The organism is Solibacillus sp. CAU 1738, from assembly GCF_039888725.1.
Taxonomy (GTDB): Bacteria; Bacillota; Bacilli; order Bacillales_A; family Planococcaceae; genus Metasolibacillus.
The window spans coordinates 107,300-125,557 of sequence record NZ_JBDQQN010000005.1; the positions used below are offsets into that span (position 1 = coordinate 107,300).

The 18,258-nt window shown below is 34.7% G+C and carries 20 protein-coding genes; 18 read left to right on the forward strand and 2 right to left on the reverse strand.

The window, feature by feature from the left end; genetic code table 11:
- Window positions 1–14 precede the first annotated feature (14 nt).
- The 6 genes from thiM (at window position 15) to AAFN87_RS15015 (ending at window position 5,877) form a co-directional block, all read left to right on the forward strand.
- Window positions 15–767, forward strand: coding sequence for a hydroxyethylthiazole kinase (thiM, locus tag AAFN87_RS14990; RefSeq protein ID WP_347791876.1), 753 nt, complete (start codon window positions 15–17; stop codon window positions 765–767).
- On the forward strand, window positions 764–1,585 hold the full coding sequence (thiD, locus tag AAFN87_RS14995) for a bifunctional hydroxymethylpyrimidine kinase/phosphomethylpyrimidine kinase (protein ID WP_347791877.1): 822 nt from the start codon (window positions 764–766) through the stop codon (window positions 1,583–1,585). Before thiM ends, thiD begins: the two co-directional genes overlap by 4 nt.
- The gene (gene thiE / locus AAFN87_RS15000; protein ID WP_481886482.1) at window positions 1,566–2,231 is read left to right on the forward strand and encodes a thiamine phosphate synthase; all 666 of its coding nucleotides are present in this window, start codon (window positions 1,566–1,568) and stop codon (window positions 2,229–2,231) included. Before thiD ends, thiE begins: the two co-directional genes overlap by 20 nt.
- 251 nt (window positions 2,232–2,482) lie before the next feature.
- On the forward strand, window positions 2,483–3,016 hold the full coding sequence (locus AAFN87_RS15005; RefSeq protein ID WP_347791878.1) for a DinB family protein: 534 nt from the start codon (window positions 2,483–2,485) through the stop codon (window positions 3,014–3,016).
- 411 nt (window positions 3,017–3,427) lie between these two features.
- Window positions 3,428–4,411, forward strand: coding sequence for a phosphotransferase enzyme family protein (locus AAFN87_RS15010; protein WP_347791879.1), 984 nt, complete (start codon window positions 3,428–3,430; stop codon window positions 4,409–4,411).
- Between the two features lie 272 nt (window positions 4,412–4,683).
- Entirely contained in the window at window positions 4,684–5,877 is a 1,194-nt protein-coding gene (locus tag AAFN87_RS15015; RefSeq protein ID WP_347791880.1) for a hypothetical protein, read from the forward strand.
- A 269-nt stretch (window positions 5,878–6,146) separates the two neighbouring features.
- Here AAFN87_RS15015 and AAFN87_RS15020 read toward each other — a convergent pair whose 3' ends face one another.
- Window positions 6,147–6,302, reverse strand: coding sequence for a hypothetical protein (locus AAFN87_RS15020; RefSeq protein WP_347791881.1), 156 nt, complete (start codon window positions 6,300–6,302; stop codon window positions 6,147–6,149).
- A gap of 151 nt (window positions 6,303–6,453) precedes the next feature.
- On the opposite strand from AAFN87_RS15020, the gene AAFN87_RS15025 reads away from it, so the two are divergent.
- From AAFN87_RS15025 to AAFN87_RS15045, 5 genes are all read left to right on the forward strand, one after another.
- Entirely contained in the window at window positions 6,454–6,993 is a 540-nt protein-coding gene (locus AAFN87_RS15025) for a sigma-70 family RNA polymerase sigma factor (RefSeq protein ID WP_347792047.1), read from the forward strand.
- A 52-nt stretch (window positions 6,994–7,045) separates the two neighbouring features.
- The gene (locus tag AAFN87_RS15030) at window positions 7,046–7,771 is read left to right on the forward strand and encodes an ABC transporter ATP-binding protein (RefSeq protein WP_481886486.1); all 726 of its coding nucleotides are present in this window, start codon (window positions 7,046–7,048) and stop codon (window positions 7,769–7,771) included.
- The gene (locus tag AAFN87_RS15035) at window positions 7,771–10,236 is read left to right on the forward strand and encodes an ABC transporter permease (protein ID WP_347791883.1); all 2,466 of its coding nucleotides are present in this window, start codon (window positions 7,771–7,773) and stop codon (window positions 10,234–10,236) included. Before AAFN87_RS15030 ends, AAFN87_RS15035 begins: the two co-directional genes overlap by 1 nt.
- Window positions 10,237–10,378: 142 nt before the next feature.
- Window positions 10,379–11,128 carry a hypothetical protein gene (locus AAFN87_RS15040; protein ID WP_347791884.1) on the forward strand — a complete coding sequence of 250 codons (750 nt, stop codon included), beginning with the start codon at window positions 10,379–10,381 and terminating at the stop codon, window positions 11,126–11,128.
- Between the two features lie 242 nt (window positions 11,129–11,370).
- Window positions 11,371–11,658: a hypothetical protein gene (locus AAFN87_RS15045; protein WP_347791885.1), complete on the forward strand. Its 288-nt coding sequence runs from the start codon at window positions 11,371–11,373 to the stop codon at window positions 11,656–11,658.
- Window positions 11,659–11,762: 104 nt separating this feature from the next.
- On the opposite strand, the gene AAFN87_RS15050 is transcribed toward AAFN87_RS15045, so the two are convergent.
- Entirely contained in the window at window positions 11,763–12,185 is a 423-nt protein-coding gene (locus AAFN87_RS15050) for a pyridoxamine 5'-phosphate oxidase family protein (protein WP_347791886.1), read from the reverse strand.
- A gap of 250 nt (window positions 12,186–12,435) precedes the next feature.
- Between AAFN87_RS15050 and splB the strand changes: the two genes are divergently transcribed.
- The 7 genes from splB to AAFN87_RS15085 all read left to right on the forward strand — a co-directional run bounded on the left by splB (window position 12,436) and on the right by AAFN87_RS15085 (window position 18,193).
- A complete protein-coding gene (gene splB, locus AAFN87_RS15055) occupies window positions 12,436–13,464 on the forward strand; it encodes a spore photoproduct lyase (protein WP_347791887.1) in 1,029 nt (342 codons plus the stop codon).
- A 207-nt stretch (window positions 13,465–13,671) separates the two neighbouring features.
- The gene (locus AAFN87_RS15060) at window positions 13,672–13,896 is read left to right on the forward strand and encodes a hypothetical protein (RefSeq protein WP_347791888.1); all 225 of its coding nucleotides are present in this window, start codon (window positions 13,672–13,674) and stop codon (window positions 13,894–13,896) included.
- Window positions 13,897–14,042: 146 nt separating this feature from the next.
- On the forward strand, window positions 14,043–14,432 hold the full coding sequence (locus AAFN87_RS15065) for an NUDIX hydrolase (RefSeq protein ID WP_347791889.1): 390 nt from the start codon (window positions 14,043–14,045) through the stop codon (window positions 14,430–14,432).
- An 87-nt stretch (window positions 14,433–14,519) separates the two neighbouring features.
- Window positions 14,520–14,906 (forward strand): DUF4440 domain-containing protein, encoded by a 387-nt coding sequence (locus AAFN87_RS15070; protein WP_347791890.1) that lies wholly within the window; start codon window positions 14,520–14,522, stop codon window positions 14,904–14,906.
- Between the two features lie 238 nt (window positions 14,907–15,144).
- On the forward strand, window positions 15,145–16,053 hold the full coding sequence (locus tag AAFN87_RS15075; RefSeq protein WP_347791891.1) for a DoxX-like family protein: 909 nt from the start codon (window positions 15,145–15,147) through the stop codon (window positions 16,051–16,053).
- Window positions 16,054–16,659, forward strand: a complete 606-nt coding sequence (locus AAFN87_RS15080) for a DUF4166 domain-containing protein (RefSeq protein ID WP_347791892.1) — start codon at window positions 16,054–16,056, stop codon at window positions 16,657–16,659.
- On the forward strand, window positions 16,631–18,193 hold the full coding sequence (locus tag AAFN87_RS15085) for a YndJ family protein (RefSeq protein ID WP_347791893.1): 1,563 nt from the start codon (window positions 16,631–16,633) through the stop codon (window positions 18,191–18,193). The genes AAFN87_RS15080 and AAFN87_RS15085 overlap by 29 nt, the downstream gene beginning before the upstream one ends.
- Window positions 18,194–18,258: the final 65 nt, after the last annotated feature.

Sequence of the window (18,258 nt, forward strand, 5' to 3'; positions counted from 1 at the left end):
TGAGGTAGCACAATATGACTTTAAATAATATCCGTCTTAGACAGCCGCTTGTACATTGTATAACAAATTATGTTGTGGCTAATTTTACTGCAAATGGATTGCTGGCAATTGGTGCATCTCCAGTTATGGCAGATGAAATCGCTGAAGTGGAAGAGATGGTGTCCATTGCTGATAGTTTATTAATTAATATTGGTACATTAAATACTCGTACACTAGAAAGTATGTTAGTAGTAGGTAAAAAGGCGAATGAGCGAAATATCCCTGTTGTACTTGATCCCGTAGGAGTAGGAGCTACTTCATTCCGAAAAGCGTCAGTTCAGCAATTACTCGAACAAGTGAAATTTACAACTATTCGCTGTAATGTAGGTGAGCTTGCAGCTATTGCTGGAGTTCAGTGGCAAGCTAGGGGCGTTGATAGTGGAGAAGGTGAGCTTGATACGGTTACAGTTGCGAAAGAAGTTGCCCGAAAATGGGGAGCAATCGTAGTTGTTACTGGCGAAACAGATATTTTAACTAATGGCACTAATGTTGAGCTCATTACAGGTGGCGATGAACGGATGACGAAAATTACAGGCTCTGGCTGTTTATTAAGTGCTATTTGTAGTGCCGCACTTGCAGTAGAAGGAAATAATCTTCAACTATTAAAGGAAATTTTGCAGCAATATAAACAAATTGCAATAGATGCTTGTGAAGCTGCGTATATGGGGTCATTCCAAATGAAAGTAATCGACGGTTTAGAACAATATGCAAGAGGTGGGCAAATATGAATATTGTCATGACAATTGCAGGCTCCGATAGTGGTGGAGGAGCAGGTATTCAAGCAGATTTAAAAACCTTTCAGGAGTTAGGGGTTTTTGGCACAACAGCAATTACAGCATTAACTGCTCAAAATACATTAGGAGTTTCGGGCATATTTCCAGCGACGGCGGATTTTGTAGAAGCTCAAATTTCAACGGTTTTTGAAGATTTTCAAGTGAAGGCTGTTAAAACAGGTATGTTATTTTCTGCGGATATTATTACCGCTGTTGCCGAAGCATTACAAGATAAAGATATACAACTTATTGTTGATCCTGTCATGATTGCAAAAGGTGGAGCAAATCTATTACAGCAGGAATCGGTTGAGGCTTTAAAAACGAAACTATTACCTTTAGCAACAGTGTTAACGCCAAATATACCAGAAGCAGAAGTTTTAACAGGTATGAGCATCACAACGAAGGATGATGTACAGGCTGCTGCTCAGCGAATTTTACAATTGGGCGTACAGTGTGTGGTGATGAAAGGTGGTCATTTGCAAGGGATGGAAGCAGTTGATCATGTGTATTTCCGAGATGGCTCATCATTCCAAGTAAGTAGTACACGTATTCATACGAAGCATACACATGGAACCGGTTGTACATTTTCTGCAGCACTTACTGCTTTTTTAGGACAAGGTTATGTTATTCAAGAGGCAATCATTGAAGCAAAACGATTTATCCAAGCGGCAATTGAACATCCATTAAACATTGGCAATGGCCACGGTCCAACGAATCATTTTGCTTATAAGAAGTTTGTGAAAGGTGATGTACATGTTGCTGAAAAGGGATGAATTAGCTGTATATTTTATAATGGGTACTCCTAACTGTAACCGCGACCCGCTACTTATATTAAAGGAAGCATTGGAAGCGGGCATTACTATTTTCCAGCTACGAGAAAAAGGAGAAGGGGCATTAGTAGGTGATGAACTTATACAGTTCGCTAAAAACTGTCAAAGCTTATGTCGACAGTACAATGTGCCCTTTATTGTGAATGATCATGTAGAGCTAGCGCGTGAAATTGATGCGGATGGAGTCCATGTTGGGCAAGATGACAGCAGGCTCTCAGAAGTTCGTACATTATTTCCACATAAAATAGTTGGAGTTTCAGTGCATACGATGGAAGAAATGGAAGCCGCTATTGCTGGCGGAGCAGATTACGTTGGGATCGGTCCAATTTATGAAACGTCTTCTAAATTAGATGCCAAGCGTCCAGCAGGAGTCACTTTTTTGGAGCAAGCAAGAAAAGCCTATCCAACATTTCCTATTGTAGCGATTGGTGGTATTTCTGAAAAAAATGCGCAGCCCGTATTAGCTGCCGGTTCAGATGGGGTAGCTGTCATTTCTGCTATTTGCGGAAGTGCAAGCATTAAGGATACCGTCAATCAATTATTACATCATGATGTGCGACTAGTTAGAAGCATTTCTATTTTGAATTAACACTTAAGCCACAGGGTTATTTTATATTACCCTGTGGTTTTTTTGTTTTTTTTTACGGCTATGCTAAACAAATATTTGATTCCCTTGGTTCCTTCAAAACCTCTTTATGAAAAATTTAAGAGGTCAGCAGAAATTTGAAATTTGAAAAAATATTCACTGGTAATAAATGATAAATAATTATAAAATTGGAACTAATCTCTGTTAAAGAGAGGAAAATACCAAAACCGTGTTATTTTTAGGAGGAAATCATAATGGGGAATCAAAGTTTATTTTTAATTGATAAAAAAGAAGGTTTAAGTTTGGAATTCAGCAAGCTAATATCTATGATGAATTATACTAGAGAGACGACGTTAGCAGAAGTAAAGAATTTATCAGTTAACCAATTGGATTTTTTAATTAACGATAAGGCGTATTCTATCGGCATGTTGCTCGCTCATATGGTGGCTGTTGAAAAAGCATACCAAATTGCAACATTTGAAAACCGTGATTTTACAGAAGAGGATATACAAATGTTGAATCCGGGACTAGATCTCGGAAAGACAGCGCAGGAACAAATTAAAGGGAATCCGGTTGAATTCTACCTGGAACAATTGGAACAAACAAGAAAAAAGACAATTGAGAAATTCCAAACATTGCAGGACTCATGGTTGTTGGAACAGACTCCATTTTGGGGAGGAAAACCTGCGAATAACTATTTCAAATGGTTCCATGTATTTGAGGATGAATTGAATCACCGAGGTCAAATTAGATTAATTAAGAATATAATAGATATCTCAACGAAATAATTCAGTTTTAAGTAGTCATTTTTTGTGATAATCTCATTGCGGAAAACTATTGTAATTTAAAAACATAATTGGTATAATATTCTTAATATTAAGGAAGGGAGTGAGCATCGTAATGACAAATTTCATGAAGATAACCTTGGATTTAAATTTATTGCTCTCTCACTCATACGGATTAAATTAGTTAAAAGCTGTTTGATTTGACCTTTGATTAGAGCTTGGGCAAATAAAAGCACAGGCTTTTTTGTTATGAATTAAGCTTCTTAAGCCACAGGGTTATTTAATATAATTCTGTGGTTTTTTGTTGTTTAAAAATTTAAATCCAATGGATATTTTCTAAATAAATAGAAAGGGGAAAGTATCACAATTTAATTTTAAAGTTATTTGAACTACAAAATAAGGAGTTGGCTGTTTATGTTGAAATTAAAATATCTTTTTGATAATGAAGATTTAGCAGAGATGCTATTGGAAAACTGGGAATTTGATAAAGAATCTATGGAGTTATTTAAATATTATCGAATTTCTTCAAATGCTATTTATCCTTTTCAAGCTGAAGGCAAGACACAACTTTTAAGGTTTTCACCAAAATCAGAGAAGAAGCGTGAAAATATTTTAGCAGAGCTTGAATTTATTTCATATTTAAAATCTAAACAGTATGGCGTCTTAGAAACAGTTCTTTCAAAAAATAGAGAGGAACTTGTAGAAGCAAATACGCCATGGGGTGAATACTATGCTGCTGTTTTTAAACGTGTAAGTGGGGTACAGCTTAACAATACCGATTTAAGTGATTCCATCATATTTAATTATGGAAAAGCATTAGGAAAACTTCATAAGCTATCTAGTGAGTACATCCCTAATAAAAACAAGCGTTGGTCATACAGTGACGTGTTAGATTGGATGTATACTAATTTAGTTGAATTTCCAAATGAAACATCGGCTTTAAATGAAATACAATTACTAAAAGATTATTTTAACTCTATTCCTATTACAAAATTCAATTTCGGACTCATTCATTATGATTTTGAATTTGATAATGTATTTTATGATGAAAAGACTCAATCTTGTAATGTAATTGATTTTGATGATGCTATGTATCACTGGTATGTTATGGATATTGAACAAGCACTAGATAGCTTGCAAGATTGTATATCAACTGAATTGTTTCAACAAAAGAAACAATGTTTTATAGACGGGTATCGTACCGAGTATGACCTGACAGATGATATGATGTCTTTATTACCTGCTTGTCGACGATTTGCTAATTTATACGGTTATGTTCGAATACTAAGATCTTCAGAAGAAAAATGGGAAAATGAACCCGAATGGTTAGTCAGTTTGAGAGGGAAATTGATAAACGCTATGAAAAATGATTCTTCTTGTTTCGGAATGGAAATGTAACTAGTAGAGTCCAAATTCAGGTGGAATAAATAAAAAGAATCTGTTCAAAGAAATATTTAGCGATTTTTTTGGGCAGCTTTTTTGAATTACTCATATCCACCTACAACATTAGGTAAGCTTTTATACTCAACTTTACTCTCTACGAAAAACTTAGAATCCTAACTCTTAAATCTCGCTTTGCGAACTTTACTTTATAAAAGATAGATTCCTCCAGCCTGTTTTGAAGGATATTTCAAGTTTTTACCTAATATTAATAACGAAAGGAGAATTTTATGCAAAATTATTTAGATCGAATTATAAATGACTCACCATTTCAACATTTAGAGGATTATTGGGATAAATTTAAACCCGTTGCTTTTGCTATTTTTGATGATAAAAATGTCTTTTTATTTAATCATCCTAAATGTAAAGAAGAACCATACACCAAATTAGTTAAAACTGACGAATTTTTAGCTTGTACTTGTATACTATTTGAAGGAATTCCAACAGCTATTGTAGATACGTCACTCTATGATTCATTTGAAGATATATATTCTTTGCTTGTTCATGAATCATTTCATGTGTTCCAATATTTATTTGAAGAAGGACGTTTTCCAAATGAAATTTTAGGATTTAGTTATCCAATTGATTTTAATAACATTCAACTTCGTATTCTAGAAAGACAGAAACTTTTTGAGGCGTATAAAGCAACAGATTTAATTGAGAAGTGCCTTAAAATTAACGAGTTTATCACATTTAGGGAAAAAAGAATGGAACTATTTTTAGAATATGTTGAATATGAAAATTTAATTGAAACGATTGAGGGACCTGCATTTTATGTCGAATATCAAGCATTGAAAGATGTTAGCCTTAGTAAGGAAAATTTAATTAACAAATATATAGAACAGCTGCTTGATAATAATTCATCGCAAACAAATATTAGAAGTAGTTGTTATAATTCTGGTTTATTTATTTGCTTATTATTAGATGAGATTTCTGACGACTGGAAATTGGATTTTACAAAATCAAATTTAGACTTGTATCATTTTTTTAGAGAAATATACTCCGACTATAATCCTATAGAGTTAATTATTTCTGATAATTCAGAAGAAGTTTTTGAAATAATGAATATTGCTCAAAAAAAGAAATTAAGAGCATTTAATCACTTTAATAATACAGAGGGTATAAAGCTAACTATTTCAGGAGCAATTAAAATAGTAGGCTTCGATCCAATGAATGTTACACAATTAGATATGACAGCATTACATCACAATTTTGTAAGCATAAGCATAATTAACAATGAATTTTTTATTGATATACCTGTCTTTACTACGTTTGAAAATAATTTCAGAGACGTACAATCGGTAGAGCTATTTTTAAATGAACCACCTATAAATATTGGAAATCAATTTATAATTAAAGGAATTGGAGAATTTGAAGGTACTATTATTTCAAAAAATCCTACTTCAATTCACATAGCTGTTTAAATTTGATTTTTTGTATAGACATAAAGGTACAAATGATAAAGAGTAGCCAAATGAAAGACAAAAAAGCTCCAAAGTATTGGTAGTACAGGGTTCCGAGGCATTTTAAGAGTATGATAGGTTAATGAATTATTAATTTAATTAAAATCGAGGGCAACATATTGGATATTCAATATATTGCCCTCCTTTAATATAAACATTTTTATTTTGATAATACTTTTTAAATAACTTTAAATATACTCTATGACATTTTGGCGTTTATTTATAGAAAACTATTTCTTTTCCGCAATTACCAAAATAAAAGTAGCGATTGGTCCTAAAAGAAGCGATAAAAGCAACCAGTTTAAACCACTTCGATTTTTCCCCTGAGCTAATCCAGCATTAATCAATGCCAAAGTCCCCCAGCCAATATAATAACTATTGTCCATATAAGCACCTCCATTATCTACTACTTATGCAATAATATAATTATTACATAATAAATACTAAAAAATAAAAATATTTGAATCGAAATGAATAAATACTGAGTCTAATAGGTGAAAGGGGGCGAGGCGTATCGTTCTGTTACAAGAAAGTATCATTGAAAAAGCGCAACAAGGTGATGAACAAGCGTTTTATGATTTGATCGAGCCATTACAAAACCAACTTTATCGCATTGCTTATGTATACGTTCAAAACGAAGATGATGCGGTTGACATTTTCCAACAATCGGTTATTCGTGCTTACGAAGCATTGCCAAAATTAAAGGAACGAAAGTATTTCAGTACGTGGATTACGAGAATTGTCATCAACTGCAGTAAAACATACATAAGTAAACAAATGCATACGCAATTAACCGAGCCGCAAGATTTTGATTTATATGCAGCTAACGAGCATGCTGCCAATGTAGAGGAAGGTATTGATCTTTGGCAGGCATTAGCTCAATTAGAAGAAAAATATAAAACAGCGTTGCTCCTTAGGTTTTATCAAGACTATTCCGTACGAGAAATTGCGTACATTTTAGATTTACCAGAAGGGACAGTGAAAACAAATATTCGCAGAGGGCTTCAACGTTTACGACAATTATTAAAGGGGGCATATATCGATGAATGGGTTCAATCCGTTGAAGGAAGTCATTGAAAAAATTCCGGTACCACAAACAAGATTAACAGAAGTGTTGCGTATTGAAGGGATGTCGAAAATATTTCAACAAAAAGAGCATAAAGTTAATGCGTTAAAAAATGTTCATTGTACCATTTATCAAGGCGAAATGGTCGCAATAATGGGGACTAGCGGGTCTGGTAAAAGTACGCTCCTCAATATGATCAGCGCAATCGATGAACCGACTGAAGGAACTATATTTTTATTTGGAAAAGAAGCAAATAATATTTATAAAGAGCCGAAATCATCTAACTTCCGAAAAGAAAATATCGGTTTTATATTCCAATCGTTTCATTTATTAAAAGATTTAAATGTCGAGGATAATATCGCATTACCGCTTATTCTAAATGATATTCCGAGCAAAGAAATTAAAGTACGAGTAGAGGAAACGATGCAGCAGTTGGGCATCTTCAACTGGCGCAAGCATCGCCCACATGAACTATCAGGTGGGCAAAAGCAGCGAGTGGCGATTGCGCGGGCAATTATTACGAAGCCTCCTATTTTACTGGCAGATGAGCCAACAGGTGCCCTAGATGTGAATACTACCGACGATATTTTGCAATTACTTGTTGATATACAAAGCGCGGGACAAACGATTTTACTTGTGACACATGATCCATACGTTGCAACCTATGCCAATCGTGTACTCTTTTTCCATGATGGTGCGATTGTGGATTCTTATCAAAACGAACAATCAGAAGATGATTTAGATGCGATTCTTGCTAAATTTAAGGTTGTATCAAGGGGTGAGCACTAATGTTTAACTTAAAAGCAATTGCCTTTAAATTATTTCGTGCTGCTACAACTCAAATCGTCACAAGCATTAGTATCATTGCCGTTTCGGTTTGCTTAATTATGACGATGTCGATGTATATTTGGAATGCCAAGGCGCAAATGGAAGAGGAAATTCAGGCGTTATTGGGAGATGCAGAAATGTTCGTTGGCTATAATCCCGAGCAAAAAAAATGGGTGACAGCCGACCAAGTTACTGCGATGGCATCGATGGATGGTGTAACAGGAGTTTCACCGATACTCTTAGCACATACGAATGTGGAGGGGCAATTGTCGGGTGTTTATACTGTCGGTGTTGAAAATGATGCACTCGTGAAAAGTCGTTATAATTTCGAGGAGAGTATAAAGGCAAATGAAGTGGTCATTTCCCAAAAAATCGCCAAGCTTTTCAAGAAAGAAGTAGGTGACACAATTGACATTGAATTCGAGCCGTATGTAGTAAAAGAAATATTAACACCTTTACCTGGTGGCTCGGATGTAGAAATGGCCATCCTTACAAATAATACAGTAAAAAAATGGTTGCCGGTAAATGAACATGATGTCGGTAAGTATGCGCTCATCGATCTTCATAAAAACGCTTCACCTGAATATATTACACAGCTTTTAACTGAATTAGATGACGAGCTACGAATTGATATCGTTAATGAATACGATTTTGTAAAATTGAATTTTCAAGCACTAGCTATTTTTATGATTGTGTTATCAGTCTTTGTTTTATTGATTACGACAGTATTATTAATGTCGACATTCCAGCTAGTATTATTTAAATTGAAGGAACAGCTAACGGTATTACGTGCGCTCGGTGCAACGGCAAAACAAGTTGGTCAAATCGTGCAAGCACAGCTAATAGCGATATTATCAATTGGCTTAGCATTCGGCGTACTGTTTAGTTTAGCTGTCATCAAATTATGGTTGCCATTTCTTGTGGATAAGATGCAATTACCAGCAGCACGTACGGAATTTCCGATTTGGCTAGCACTTGTGATTGCGGCTGCACTTTTTGTTGTTCTTTTCGCGCTTATCCAGTGGCAAGTGCAAAAAAGCATGCGCCTATTGCCATTGCAAATTGTTACGGACAATCATGAAACCGCACTGCGCTTCACAAAGGGCAAGCTTTACGCAATTGGAATCGTCGCGGTTAGCGCATTACTTTGTTTTTTCTCGGCTATGGTCGAGGGGAATTCCGGGAAAAGTGCACTGCAAATATTAATAAGTAGCTTACTAATAACGTTAATTATTTTATATATGATGCCCTATTTATTTAGTATGCTACTAAAATTCACGTTACAGCCAGCAAGGATGCTACTTGGAAAAGAAGCCTATTTAGCATGTCAGCAATTAATGCCACAAGTTCGGAAAAATATGCCAATCGTTTTAAGCATAATTGGATTAATGGTTATTCTTATTTTTGGTACAACATTATTTAAAAGTGTAAAAGAGACAGAGAAAGATTATATTGGTTTCTTATACGAAGCACCGGTAGCTATCAAAAATGATTTATCAGATCAAACATTTACAAATGATATTGTAAAGGAAATTGAAGCTTTACCTTCTGTTGACTATGCCTATGCGAGAAGCAGTTATACATCTACAGAATTGTATTTGAACGGCGGCTGGGATGCGGTTACTTCCCAAGCAGTTGACATTGAACAGTTAATCGAACATAGGGAAATACCTGAAATAACGGGGGCAGTAGATGAGGGTATTATTGTCACAACGGATTTTGCAAAATCGGAAGGATTAGCTATTGGCGATGAAATCCGATTGGGCATGTATAATTTTGAACTGCAACAAGTTGAAGAAATTGCACCAGCAAAAGTAGTGGCGATTGTTGAACCGAAACATATGCGCAGTGATGTGTATTTTGACTGGTCTTCTGAAATTGTTCAATTATCCCCGTATACTTACGTTGAAGATATAATGATAGAAACAGCAGATATTAAGCAAACTTTAAGTGAGCTAAGCTTTTTACATGAGCGATGGCCGGCATTAACGTTCTCAGATTATGACACGTATATGGCGGAAAATGATCGGATGTATTATCAACGCTGGAGCTTATTTATCGGGGTATTAATTGTGCTAGTAGTAGCCACTTGTTTAGGGGTTATTCAAACATTGCTCCATACGATTTATGGCAAGCGCACAGATTATGCAATACAGCGTTTAATCGGGCTAACACCAAATGGACTCGTTAAGCTTATTTTATCGCAAGTGCTGTCATTCGTCTTATACGGACTCGCTGTCGGCACACTTATTGGAACGGCATTTACGAAATTATTAGCGCTCGTTGATCCAGGCTCAGCCATCATTTTCGATTTTAGAATCCTGCTGGGCGTGAGTACATTCTTTTTACTTGCGGTAGTTATTATTTTTAGCGTGCAAGGTTATTGGATTAGTAGAAAAACATTAGCGAATGAATTAGTTGAATAAAGTGAGCAGGGTGTTTCAATTGAGTTTGGAATACCCTGTTTTTGTTATGTCTATGTGAAAAATTTAAACTCTTTTGGAAATTTTATTAGTATCATATTGAATATAGTTTAAAATAGAAGTAATTAGTAAGGGGGCGTTATTGATGACATTACGTTATCTTTCAACAAAACTAGCTGGGGCGGGCTTTGCGTTAACAGTTTTTTTTATGTATTTACTTTTTGTTGAGAATTTCAATCTTTATAATTTTGTAGAGACCATTAGTAATTGGTGGATTTGGGGGATCATTTTTGTCTATGGTATTATTTCTTCCTCAATCATTGATTGGCTATCGAAAAAATGGTCAATTATCAATTCTAATAAAATTGTTGCATATATTTTAGCGGGGTTTTTATTCTTTTTTATTTTTGGCATTTCAATATTTGCAGTAATTGCAGGAATTGTCGGCGCTATTGTTGCAGTTATTTTTTTGAGTGGCGTATGGTTAGCTAAGCACTCGAAAAAGTTTACGACAGTTTTTATAATAATGCCGCTTTTTTTCCTTGTGCTCATACAGTTTGATTTTACTGTGAAGAAAGGCTGGCAGGAAACACGAAATGACGAAGAATATAGGGCGACTTTTAAACATTTTAACGGGGAACATAAAATTCCTTTTGAGCTTGACCGTGGTGATGTTCTTACTTATACGGTTAATTTTTATAGTAACAATGGAGGCGGCTACGGAAATAGCTTTCAAAGTGAGCAAAGAAATCTAATGGGTCAAACACTATTAGACGACTATACATTACAAGTTGAAATAGAAAAAGCAGGCACATACAATATTGTCCTCACAGGTGACAAACTAGCAGGTAGCTTTACTGTGACATGGACAATTGAGAAGGCACTTAATAAGTAATTTCATTATGAGAAAAACAGGCTACATACTTAGAGATGTGCTATTTAGGGCGAATATCCATTAATGGGAGCAGCTACCGAAATTATTGTTAATTATTTTCTAATTGCAGATTTAGAACATATTCAAATATTACATAATCATCCAAAAAATTGACTAAACTATATAAGGTAAGTAAGCAAGTTTATTAATCAAAAGGCGGCCAGCTAATAAATAAAATATTCATTGTTAAAGGAATGATGGTGATGAAGAGAAAAGCAATCACAACAATGCTGATTTCAGTATCTTTAGCGATTGCTTCATTTTTTTTATTCGATTTTAATAGTAAAAGTGAGCTAGAACATGATGTCGAACGCTATTTAATATCTTCTGGCTATGATCAAAAAGAAATTACACAAATTCGTGTTATTCGTTCGAAAGAGGGCTTTGAAGCGGGGGTTATCTTCAGTAAAAGTAAGTCGATCGAGCATTTTTTTATTCGTGACCAAAAATCTAATGAAATAAGAAAAAATGGCGAACGTTTCATTCAGTAATATTCGTCTATACAAGGTAGCTCTTCTTTTCATTAATAGTAATGAAAAGAAGAGCAATGTAAAAGATTAATTATTAGTGCCTGTAATGTAAAATTACATACAATTCACAAAATGAGTTCTTGTGGTAGTTCACCGTTTACATTTAAAATTCGAACTATTTCTGGTTGTATTTGGAGAAATACATAGTTCGGATCTTCAGGGCCGTCAAACCATTGAGTAAATGATTCGTCCCAAAATTTTATTTTCAGCTCCAGTGATTCGTTAATAGTCGTTTTCCCCGAAATTTCAACGTAAGCATCGCTTTGACCTTTATCTTCAAATCCTAATAAGATAGATGATGCTGGATTTTTTCTAATTTCTTCCACCTTTTCTGTATCCATTTTTGTTGGTGTATATAATGTTAATCCATCATTGTAAAATGTCATATAACGTAAATGTGGCTTATTATTTTCAACGGTTGCAAGAACACCCATTCTATGTTCAGAAATAATGTTTAAAACCTGTTCCTTCAAATTGTTATTACTCACTGTTTTTCCTCCTCTTTTTAAAGTTAATGTCTCTCATAATTAATGCAATTATACTGTGAAAAAATATACATACTTTAGTTGTGACGATTTAGTAAATTCACTATGAAGAAAACATAATGTGAAGCAATTATGTAAAAACTAAAATGGCGTTTAGAGCTTTTCTCGAAATTGTTGACACAACTTATGATCCGTTATCCGTAAATGAAGCCAACAATTTCTATGATGGGAATACATCAGGAGGGGTGTTGAAATGAATGAGCCATTTATACCGAAAATTGTTTATTTTGAACCAAAATCATTAGATTACCCACTAGGAAAACAACTTTATGAGAAGTTTAAAAAAATGAATGTAGAAATTAAGTTCACTACCTCTCACAACCAAGTTAGGGACCTTCCAGGAGAAAATGACTTTCAAAAATATCGTATTGCTAAGTCCACACTAGTTGTTGGAGTTAGAAAAACATTAAAGTTTGATACGTCTAAGCCTTCCGCAGAGTATGCAATTCCCTTGGCTACTGGCTGTATGGGTCATTGTCATTACTGTTATTTACAAACAACGATGGGAAGTAAGCCGTATATCCGCACCTATGTCAATGTAGAAGAAATTTTAGAAGCTGCTGACAACTATATTGCAGAACGTGCACCTGAAATAACACGATTTGAAGCTGCCTGTACATCTGATATTGTAGGAATTGATCATTTAACACACTCTTTAAAGCGAGCAATCGAACATTTTGGGCAATCAGAATATGGGAAATTGAGATTTGTGACAAAATTCCACCATGTAGACCACTTATTGGATGCAAAACATAACGGGAAAACTAGGTTTCGATTTAGTATTAACGCGGATTATATTATTAAAAATTTTGAGCCGGGCACATCACCTTTAGCTAAACGAATAGAGGCAGCAGGCAAAGTAGCAAGAGCAGGATATCCACTTGGTTTCATTGTGGCTCCTATTTATCTGCATGAAGGCTGGCAAGATGGCTACTACAATATGTTCGAACGACTCAATGCCGAGTTGCCCCCTGATGCAAGGGAAGATATTACGTTTGAATTTATTCAACATCGATTTACGAAACCAGCTAAAAAAGTAATTGAGAAAAACTATCCGAAGACCAAATTAGAGTTGGATGAAGAGAAGCGAAGGTATAAATGGGGTAAATACGGAATTGGTAAGTACATTTATCAAAAAGAAGAGGAAGAGGATATAAAAAATCATCTTTCTAGCTATATGGAGAAATTCTTTCCGAAAGCAAAATTGGAATATTTCACATAAGGAGAAACGATCGGTTTTAGATTTATGTGGGCGTGTCTGAGTTAGACACCCCTACTGAATCTTTAGCGTCGATGCTCTAAAAATTGTAGCATTACATATTTGTGAATTTAAACTTTTCTGAAAATTAAAACTCAATCCGTGTTATAATATGGTAAATATATTTTGTATTGGTAGTTATTATTTGATTAATGAACAGGGGGTTAGCTATTGTTATATTTCGTATTGATTTTTTCAATTTTCTTTTTACATTTCCAGTGGAAGTATTCTAGAATAGGGAAGCCAATTCCATGTATTCTGCTAGCAATAGTGTATTCAGGTATAACAGCGCAATTCCTTGATAGCAAGATCATTTTTCTAGCAATGTTTTATATTGTCATTGCCCTATGGTTAATGGCATTAATAGCTTACTATAAGCAAAATAATTATACGTAAAAGTGTGGATTTGTCGTTTTTGGACAAATTCTTTGCATTGTATTGTTGCTGAAACGTATATTTAATAACTTTTAAGACAAGTCCTTTTCAGTTGGTTAATTTTAGAGTAAGTTATTGTTATATATAATATAGAAAGGACTGAGGAAATGCGTATTCGAAGTACAGTTGTAATAGTTGAAAACGACAAAGTTTTACTAATTAAGCGTGTCAAAGATAGTAAAACATATTACGTATTTCCTGGGGGCGGAGTAGAACAAGGAGAAACAATTGAACAGGCAGCTATTCGAGAGGCTTTTGAGGAAGTAGGGGTACATGTGGAATTAACAGGTTTACTTTGTGAAGTACCGTTTAATGGATTGCAATATTATTTTGAAGCAAACATAATCGGTGGTGTAGTCGGCACAGGTGTAGGAGAGGAATATACAAATTCGGTTGCATATTCAGGGACGTATGAGCCGGTATGGGTAGCTAGTAAACAATTATCCTTACTCGATGTTCGTCCTATAGAAGTTGTTAAAATCATTACTTCTAAATAGTTATTTCGAAACTAGTTTGCACTTAAATAAAGAACTGTTGAAGGAGAAGCTTTTAGCGAATGATTGCAGTTGATGGGAGTTGTGGAAGTGAAGAATGAAGCACTTTTAGCGGTTAAAAATTATCGTGATGACTTGAATAAATGTGATGTAGAAAAAATTAATGCTTGGGTATCAGATGATTTTCTCGGTTATTTTGGATATTATTCCGATGTTGACTACATTGTTTATACGGGAAAAGAATATAGAAAGGATAATATTGACACAATTAATGGCTATCAGAATCAAGAAGCTTATTGGGAATATTATGATTTTACTAGTAATCTTCGTACACCAAATGAATTAATTAATAGCTCAAAAGTTGATTTTTATTTAAAAGGACAAAAAGTTGCATCTGTGCTAGCAATGGAAGTATTCAGGAAAGAACAGGATGGTTGGAAACTTTATAGGCAACATATGGAGAAATATTCAGATTAATAAATTGAAAAAATCCGATTTTTGCGGGTCAACCAAAAAGAAAATAGTCAATTGTAAAAATAGACATAAACAAATGGCAGCGATTCTTCATTTACAGATTCGCTTTTTTTTTCTTGAATTTGTTGTAATTGAGTAAAAGGGACGCATTTGCAACAGCCAGATTCAATAGGCGTTACCGTTGATATTGGCTCTAATAAATATCAATTTATTAGTTTGTTTTAAGAAATGAGGTATTAAAATGAAACAAAAACCTATATACGTTGAAATAAATATGAATACTTCAATTGATACGGTTTGGGAATATACACAAAATCCAAAATTACACGAACAGTGGGATTTGCGTTTCTCAGAAATTAACTATATTCCTAAAGAAACGGAGGACTCACCTCAAACTTTTACATATAAAACAAACGTACTACCATTCATTTCTGTCGAGGGCTGGGGTGAAAGTAAGGGCACGCATCATAAAGATAATGGCTCTAAAACGTCATCATTGCACTTTGGAACCGAGCAAAAAATATCGCCCATCACACAGGGAAAAGGATATTGGCAGTATGTACTCAATGAAAATCAATTAACTTTTCTGACGCAATATGACTACAATGTTCGATATGGCAAAGTAGGGCAGGCTTTCGACATTGTTTTTAGACCACTTATGGGATGGGCTACAGCACTTAGCTTCGATGTGCTAAAAAGATGGATTGATACGGGAGAGCCCCCAGCTGTTCAATATCGTCGCTTCTTTTTATCGATTCTTATTTCGGTATTATTTTTCTTTATTTGGTTTTATCAAGGACTCGTTCCAAAATTATTAGTTGTTCATCCTGAAGAAGTCGCCTTATTAACAGCACTTAGTAGTATGGAAGGTACTGCCGCACAATTAGCTGTACAAGGAATTGGGCTTGCTGAAATTCTGTATAGTTTATTTTGGCTCATGCCCATAAATAAACGTCCATTATTTATTCTTCAAATCTTTCTATTTCCAATATTAACGATCAGTGCAGTTTTAGCAAGTAGTGAAACGTTAGTAGGTCCGTTTAATGTATTGACATTAAATATGACTTTATTTGTTTTATCGATTATTGGTCTCTCATTACATCAAAACATTCCGACAGCCAAGAGCTGTAAAAGAAAGCGCGGTGAGTAAATGATTTATCAAATATTATTAGGTGATGATTTTCAAAAGCTTCATCCTAAATTGCAAGAGCGCTATTTACTGCCTTTAGATGAACCTTTTGTAGCTACAGGTATTATGCAAAAAATCCAATCTGGCGCAAAAATTTTATCTCCTTTTTATACACTGGCATCAAAAGTGAATTTTTTATTTCCTGAGTCTGGTGAACAAATTCCTTTTTCGATTCGTAACACATGTACTGTTTTACCGAATAATGAGTATGAGGTTGAATGGGAGAGAGCGTTTTATTTTGGAGATATCGTACGTCGATTTGATGCAAAAATGACGATTGATACAGAGAAGCAAATAGTGAAAGATTATTTAGGGTCACCGTCATTGTTTTATTCCGATTTGCATTTTTCAGTGTCCAAGGAAGGGCGTTTAATAATTCGGTCAGGTGTACAACGATTTGTAGTAGGCAAGCTAGAAATACCTATGCCTAAATTTTTGGAAGGGCGAGTGCTTGTAGAGGAAGGTTATGATGATAAACGTGATGTATACACCATTCATGTATCGATTCATAATCCATTGCTAGGGAGGCTCATGATGTATGCAGGACAATTTAAAAAGGCTATGTAGTCCGTTATCATTATTCGGAATCAGTCTTTTTGTAATAACTATGATAACGAATAAGCAAGTTGATTTTTTTATTTATTTAACAGCCGCACAACTTTTATTTGTACCACTACTACTTCAATGTATTGTCGAGCTAAAAACATTTGAGAAAGTAATATTGGCCATTGGAATGCTAGGGGTCACAGTAGTCGCGTTTAACATAAACGAGGTACTATCAATTACTGGAGCAGGGCTATATTTAGTAGCAACAGCAATGATTAGCTGGATTGGAATGCGCCGCTTTTTACAACGAGGGTTTACTAATACAGCTGAAATAGTAATTGATATTGGATTAATGTATTTAGTAATTGGAGGTGTATGGTTTTTTGCGTATATTGCAGGAATTGATACTGGATTTACACCACTTATTACTTGGTTAACATCCATCCATTTTCACTATTCTGCATTTTTATTTTGTATTTCTCTCGGGTTAATTGGTCGAGTTACAACAAGCAAACTGTACAAACCGATTGTTGTTGTAATTGCATCAGGGCCGATTTTAATGGCGATTGGAATTACGTTATCCACTGCTATTGAAATAATATCTGCCATTTTATATATTATTGCGATTTACATTTTATTTTTTGTCACATTACGAACGAAATATTATCGTTTGCAAGGGGTAATGATTCGACTTTCGATTGCAGCTGTTTGTTTTTCTATACTTTGGTCGTTTCTTTATGCGTACGGAAATTTTACAAGGCAATCAATTGTCGATATTCCCGATATGCTTGCGTTCCATGGCTTTACGAATTGCCTGTTTTTTGGTGGATTCACAATTGTAGGCTGGCTAATATATACACCAGCGACAAATCAGAATTCATTTACGTTTCCGATAAGTCAAATTAGGGGGCAACTAAAAACAAAAAATGAACCGTATCCTGGTTTAGTGGATGATATGAGTGAATTTGTGAGCACTGACCAATTGCATAAAGCAATCACTCATTTTTATGAGCATACGAATGAATATCGACTATTTGCGAGGGTACGGTGGCAGCTATGGTTTTGGCCATTTGCTTTTTTTTATAAAGGAATAAGCAGGCTTACTCAGCAAATTAATTTACCATTATCAAATCAAAAGACTGAGATGACTGGCAAAATTGTAACAGTAGATGCGACAATAGATGGGAGAGAAAAGCCGAGAGCATGGATCCGAACAATTGATGAGAAAACGGTTTTCACAGCAATTTATTCGAAGCATACTGCTGATCATACATACATGAACATCGCATTACCACTTCCTTTTTCCACGATGATTGGTATTCTTTATTTGCATGTGGAAGATGACAAGCTTCATTTAACTACTCAAGCTGCAGGTGATTCGGGAATTTATTTAGCTTTTAGTAAATATCTTTTTAAACTTCCTCTTACTGAACATTTTACAATTCAAGCAACTACCGAAACAGAGTTAACCGCTTTACATGAAATGAAAATTTTCGGACTGAAGTTTCTAAAAATAGAGTATGACATTCAAAAGGTGACAACATTTGAATCGTAGTGGCTGTTACTCATATTGAACTAGTGCCGTTTGTTTCATCTCCAGATAGAATGCTTAGAAAGCAA

Coding starts and splice junctions, on each gene's coding strand:
- thiM (WP_347791876.1), top strand. CDS start 15: ATGACTTTAAATAATATCCGTCTTAGACAGCCGCTTGTACATTGTATA.
- thiD (WP_347791877.1), top strand. CDS start 764: ATGAATATTGTCATGACAATTGCAGGCTCCGATAGTGGTGGAGGAGCA.
- thiE (WP_481886482.1), top strand. CDS start 1,566: ATGTTGCTGAAAAGGGATGAATTAGCTGTATATTTTATAATGGGTACT.
- AAFN87_RS15005 (WP_347791878.1), top strand. CDS start 2,483: ATGGGGAATCAAAGTTTATTTTTAATTGATAAAAAAGAAGGTTTAAGT.
- AAFN87_RS15010 (WP_347791879.1), top strand. CDS start 3,428: ATGTTGAAATTAAAATATCTTTTTGATAATGAAGATTTAGCAGAGATG.
- AAFN87_RS15015 (WP_347791880.1), top strand. CDS start 4,684: ATGCAAAATTATTTAGATCGAATTATAAATGACTCACCATTTCAACAT.
- AAFN87_RS15020 (WP_347791881.1), bottom strand. CDS start 6,302: ATGGACAATAGTTATTATATTGGCTGGGGGACTTTGGCATTGATTAAT.
- AAFN87_RS15030 (WP_481886486.1), top strand. CDS start 7,046: ATGTCGAAAATATTTCAACAAAAAGAGCATAAAGTTAATGCGTTAAAA.
- AAFN87_RS15035 (WP_347791883.1), top strand. CDS start 7,771: ATGTTTAACTTAAAAGCAATTGCCTTTAAATTATTTCGTGCTGCTACA.
- AAFN87_RS15040 (WP_347791884.1), top strand. CDS start 10,379: ATGACATTACGTTATCTTTCAACAAAACTAGCTGGGGCGGGCTTTGCG.
- AAFN87_RS15045 (WP_347791885.1), top strand. CDS start 11,371: ATGAAGAGAAAAGCAATCACAACAATGCTGATTTCAGTATCTTTAGCG.
- splB (WP_347791887.1), top strand. CDS start 12,436: ATGAATGAGCCATTTATACCGAAAATTGTTTATTTTGAACCAAAATCA.
- AAFN87_RS15065 (WP_347791889.1), top strand. CDS start 14,043: ATGCGTATTCGAAGTACAGTTGTAATAGTTGAAAACGACAAAGTTTTA.
- AAFN87_RS15075 (WP_347791891.1), top strand. CDS start 15,145: ATGAAACAAAAACCTATATACGTTGAAATAAATATGAATACTTCAATT.
- AAFN87_RS15080 (WP_347791892.1), top strand. CDS start 16,054: ATGATTTATCAAATATTATTAGGTGATGATTTTCAAAAGCTTCATCCT.
- AAFN87_RS15085 (WP_347791893.1), top strand. CDS start 16,631: ATGCAGGACAATTTAAAAAGGCTATGTAGTCCGTTATCATTATTCGGA.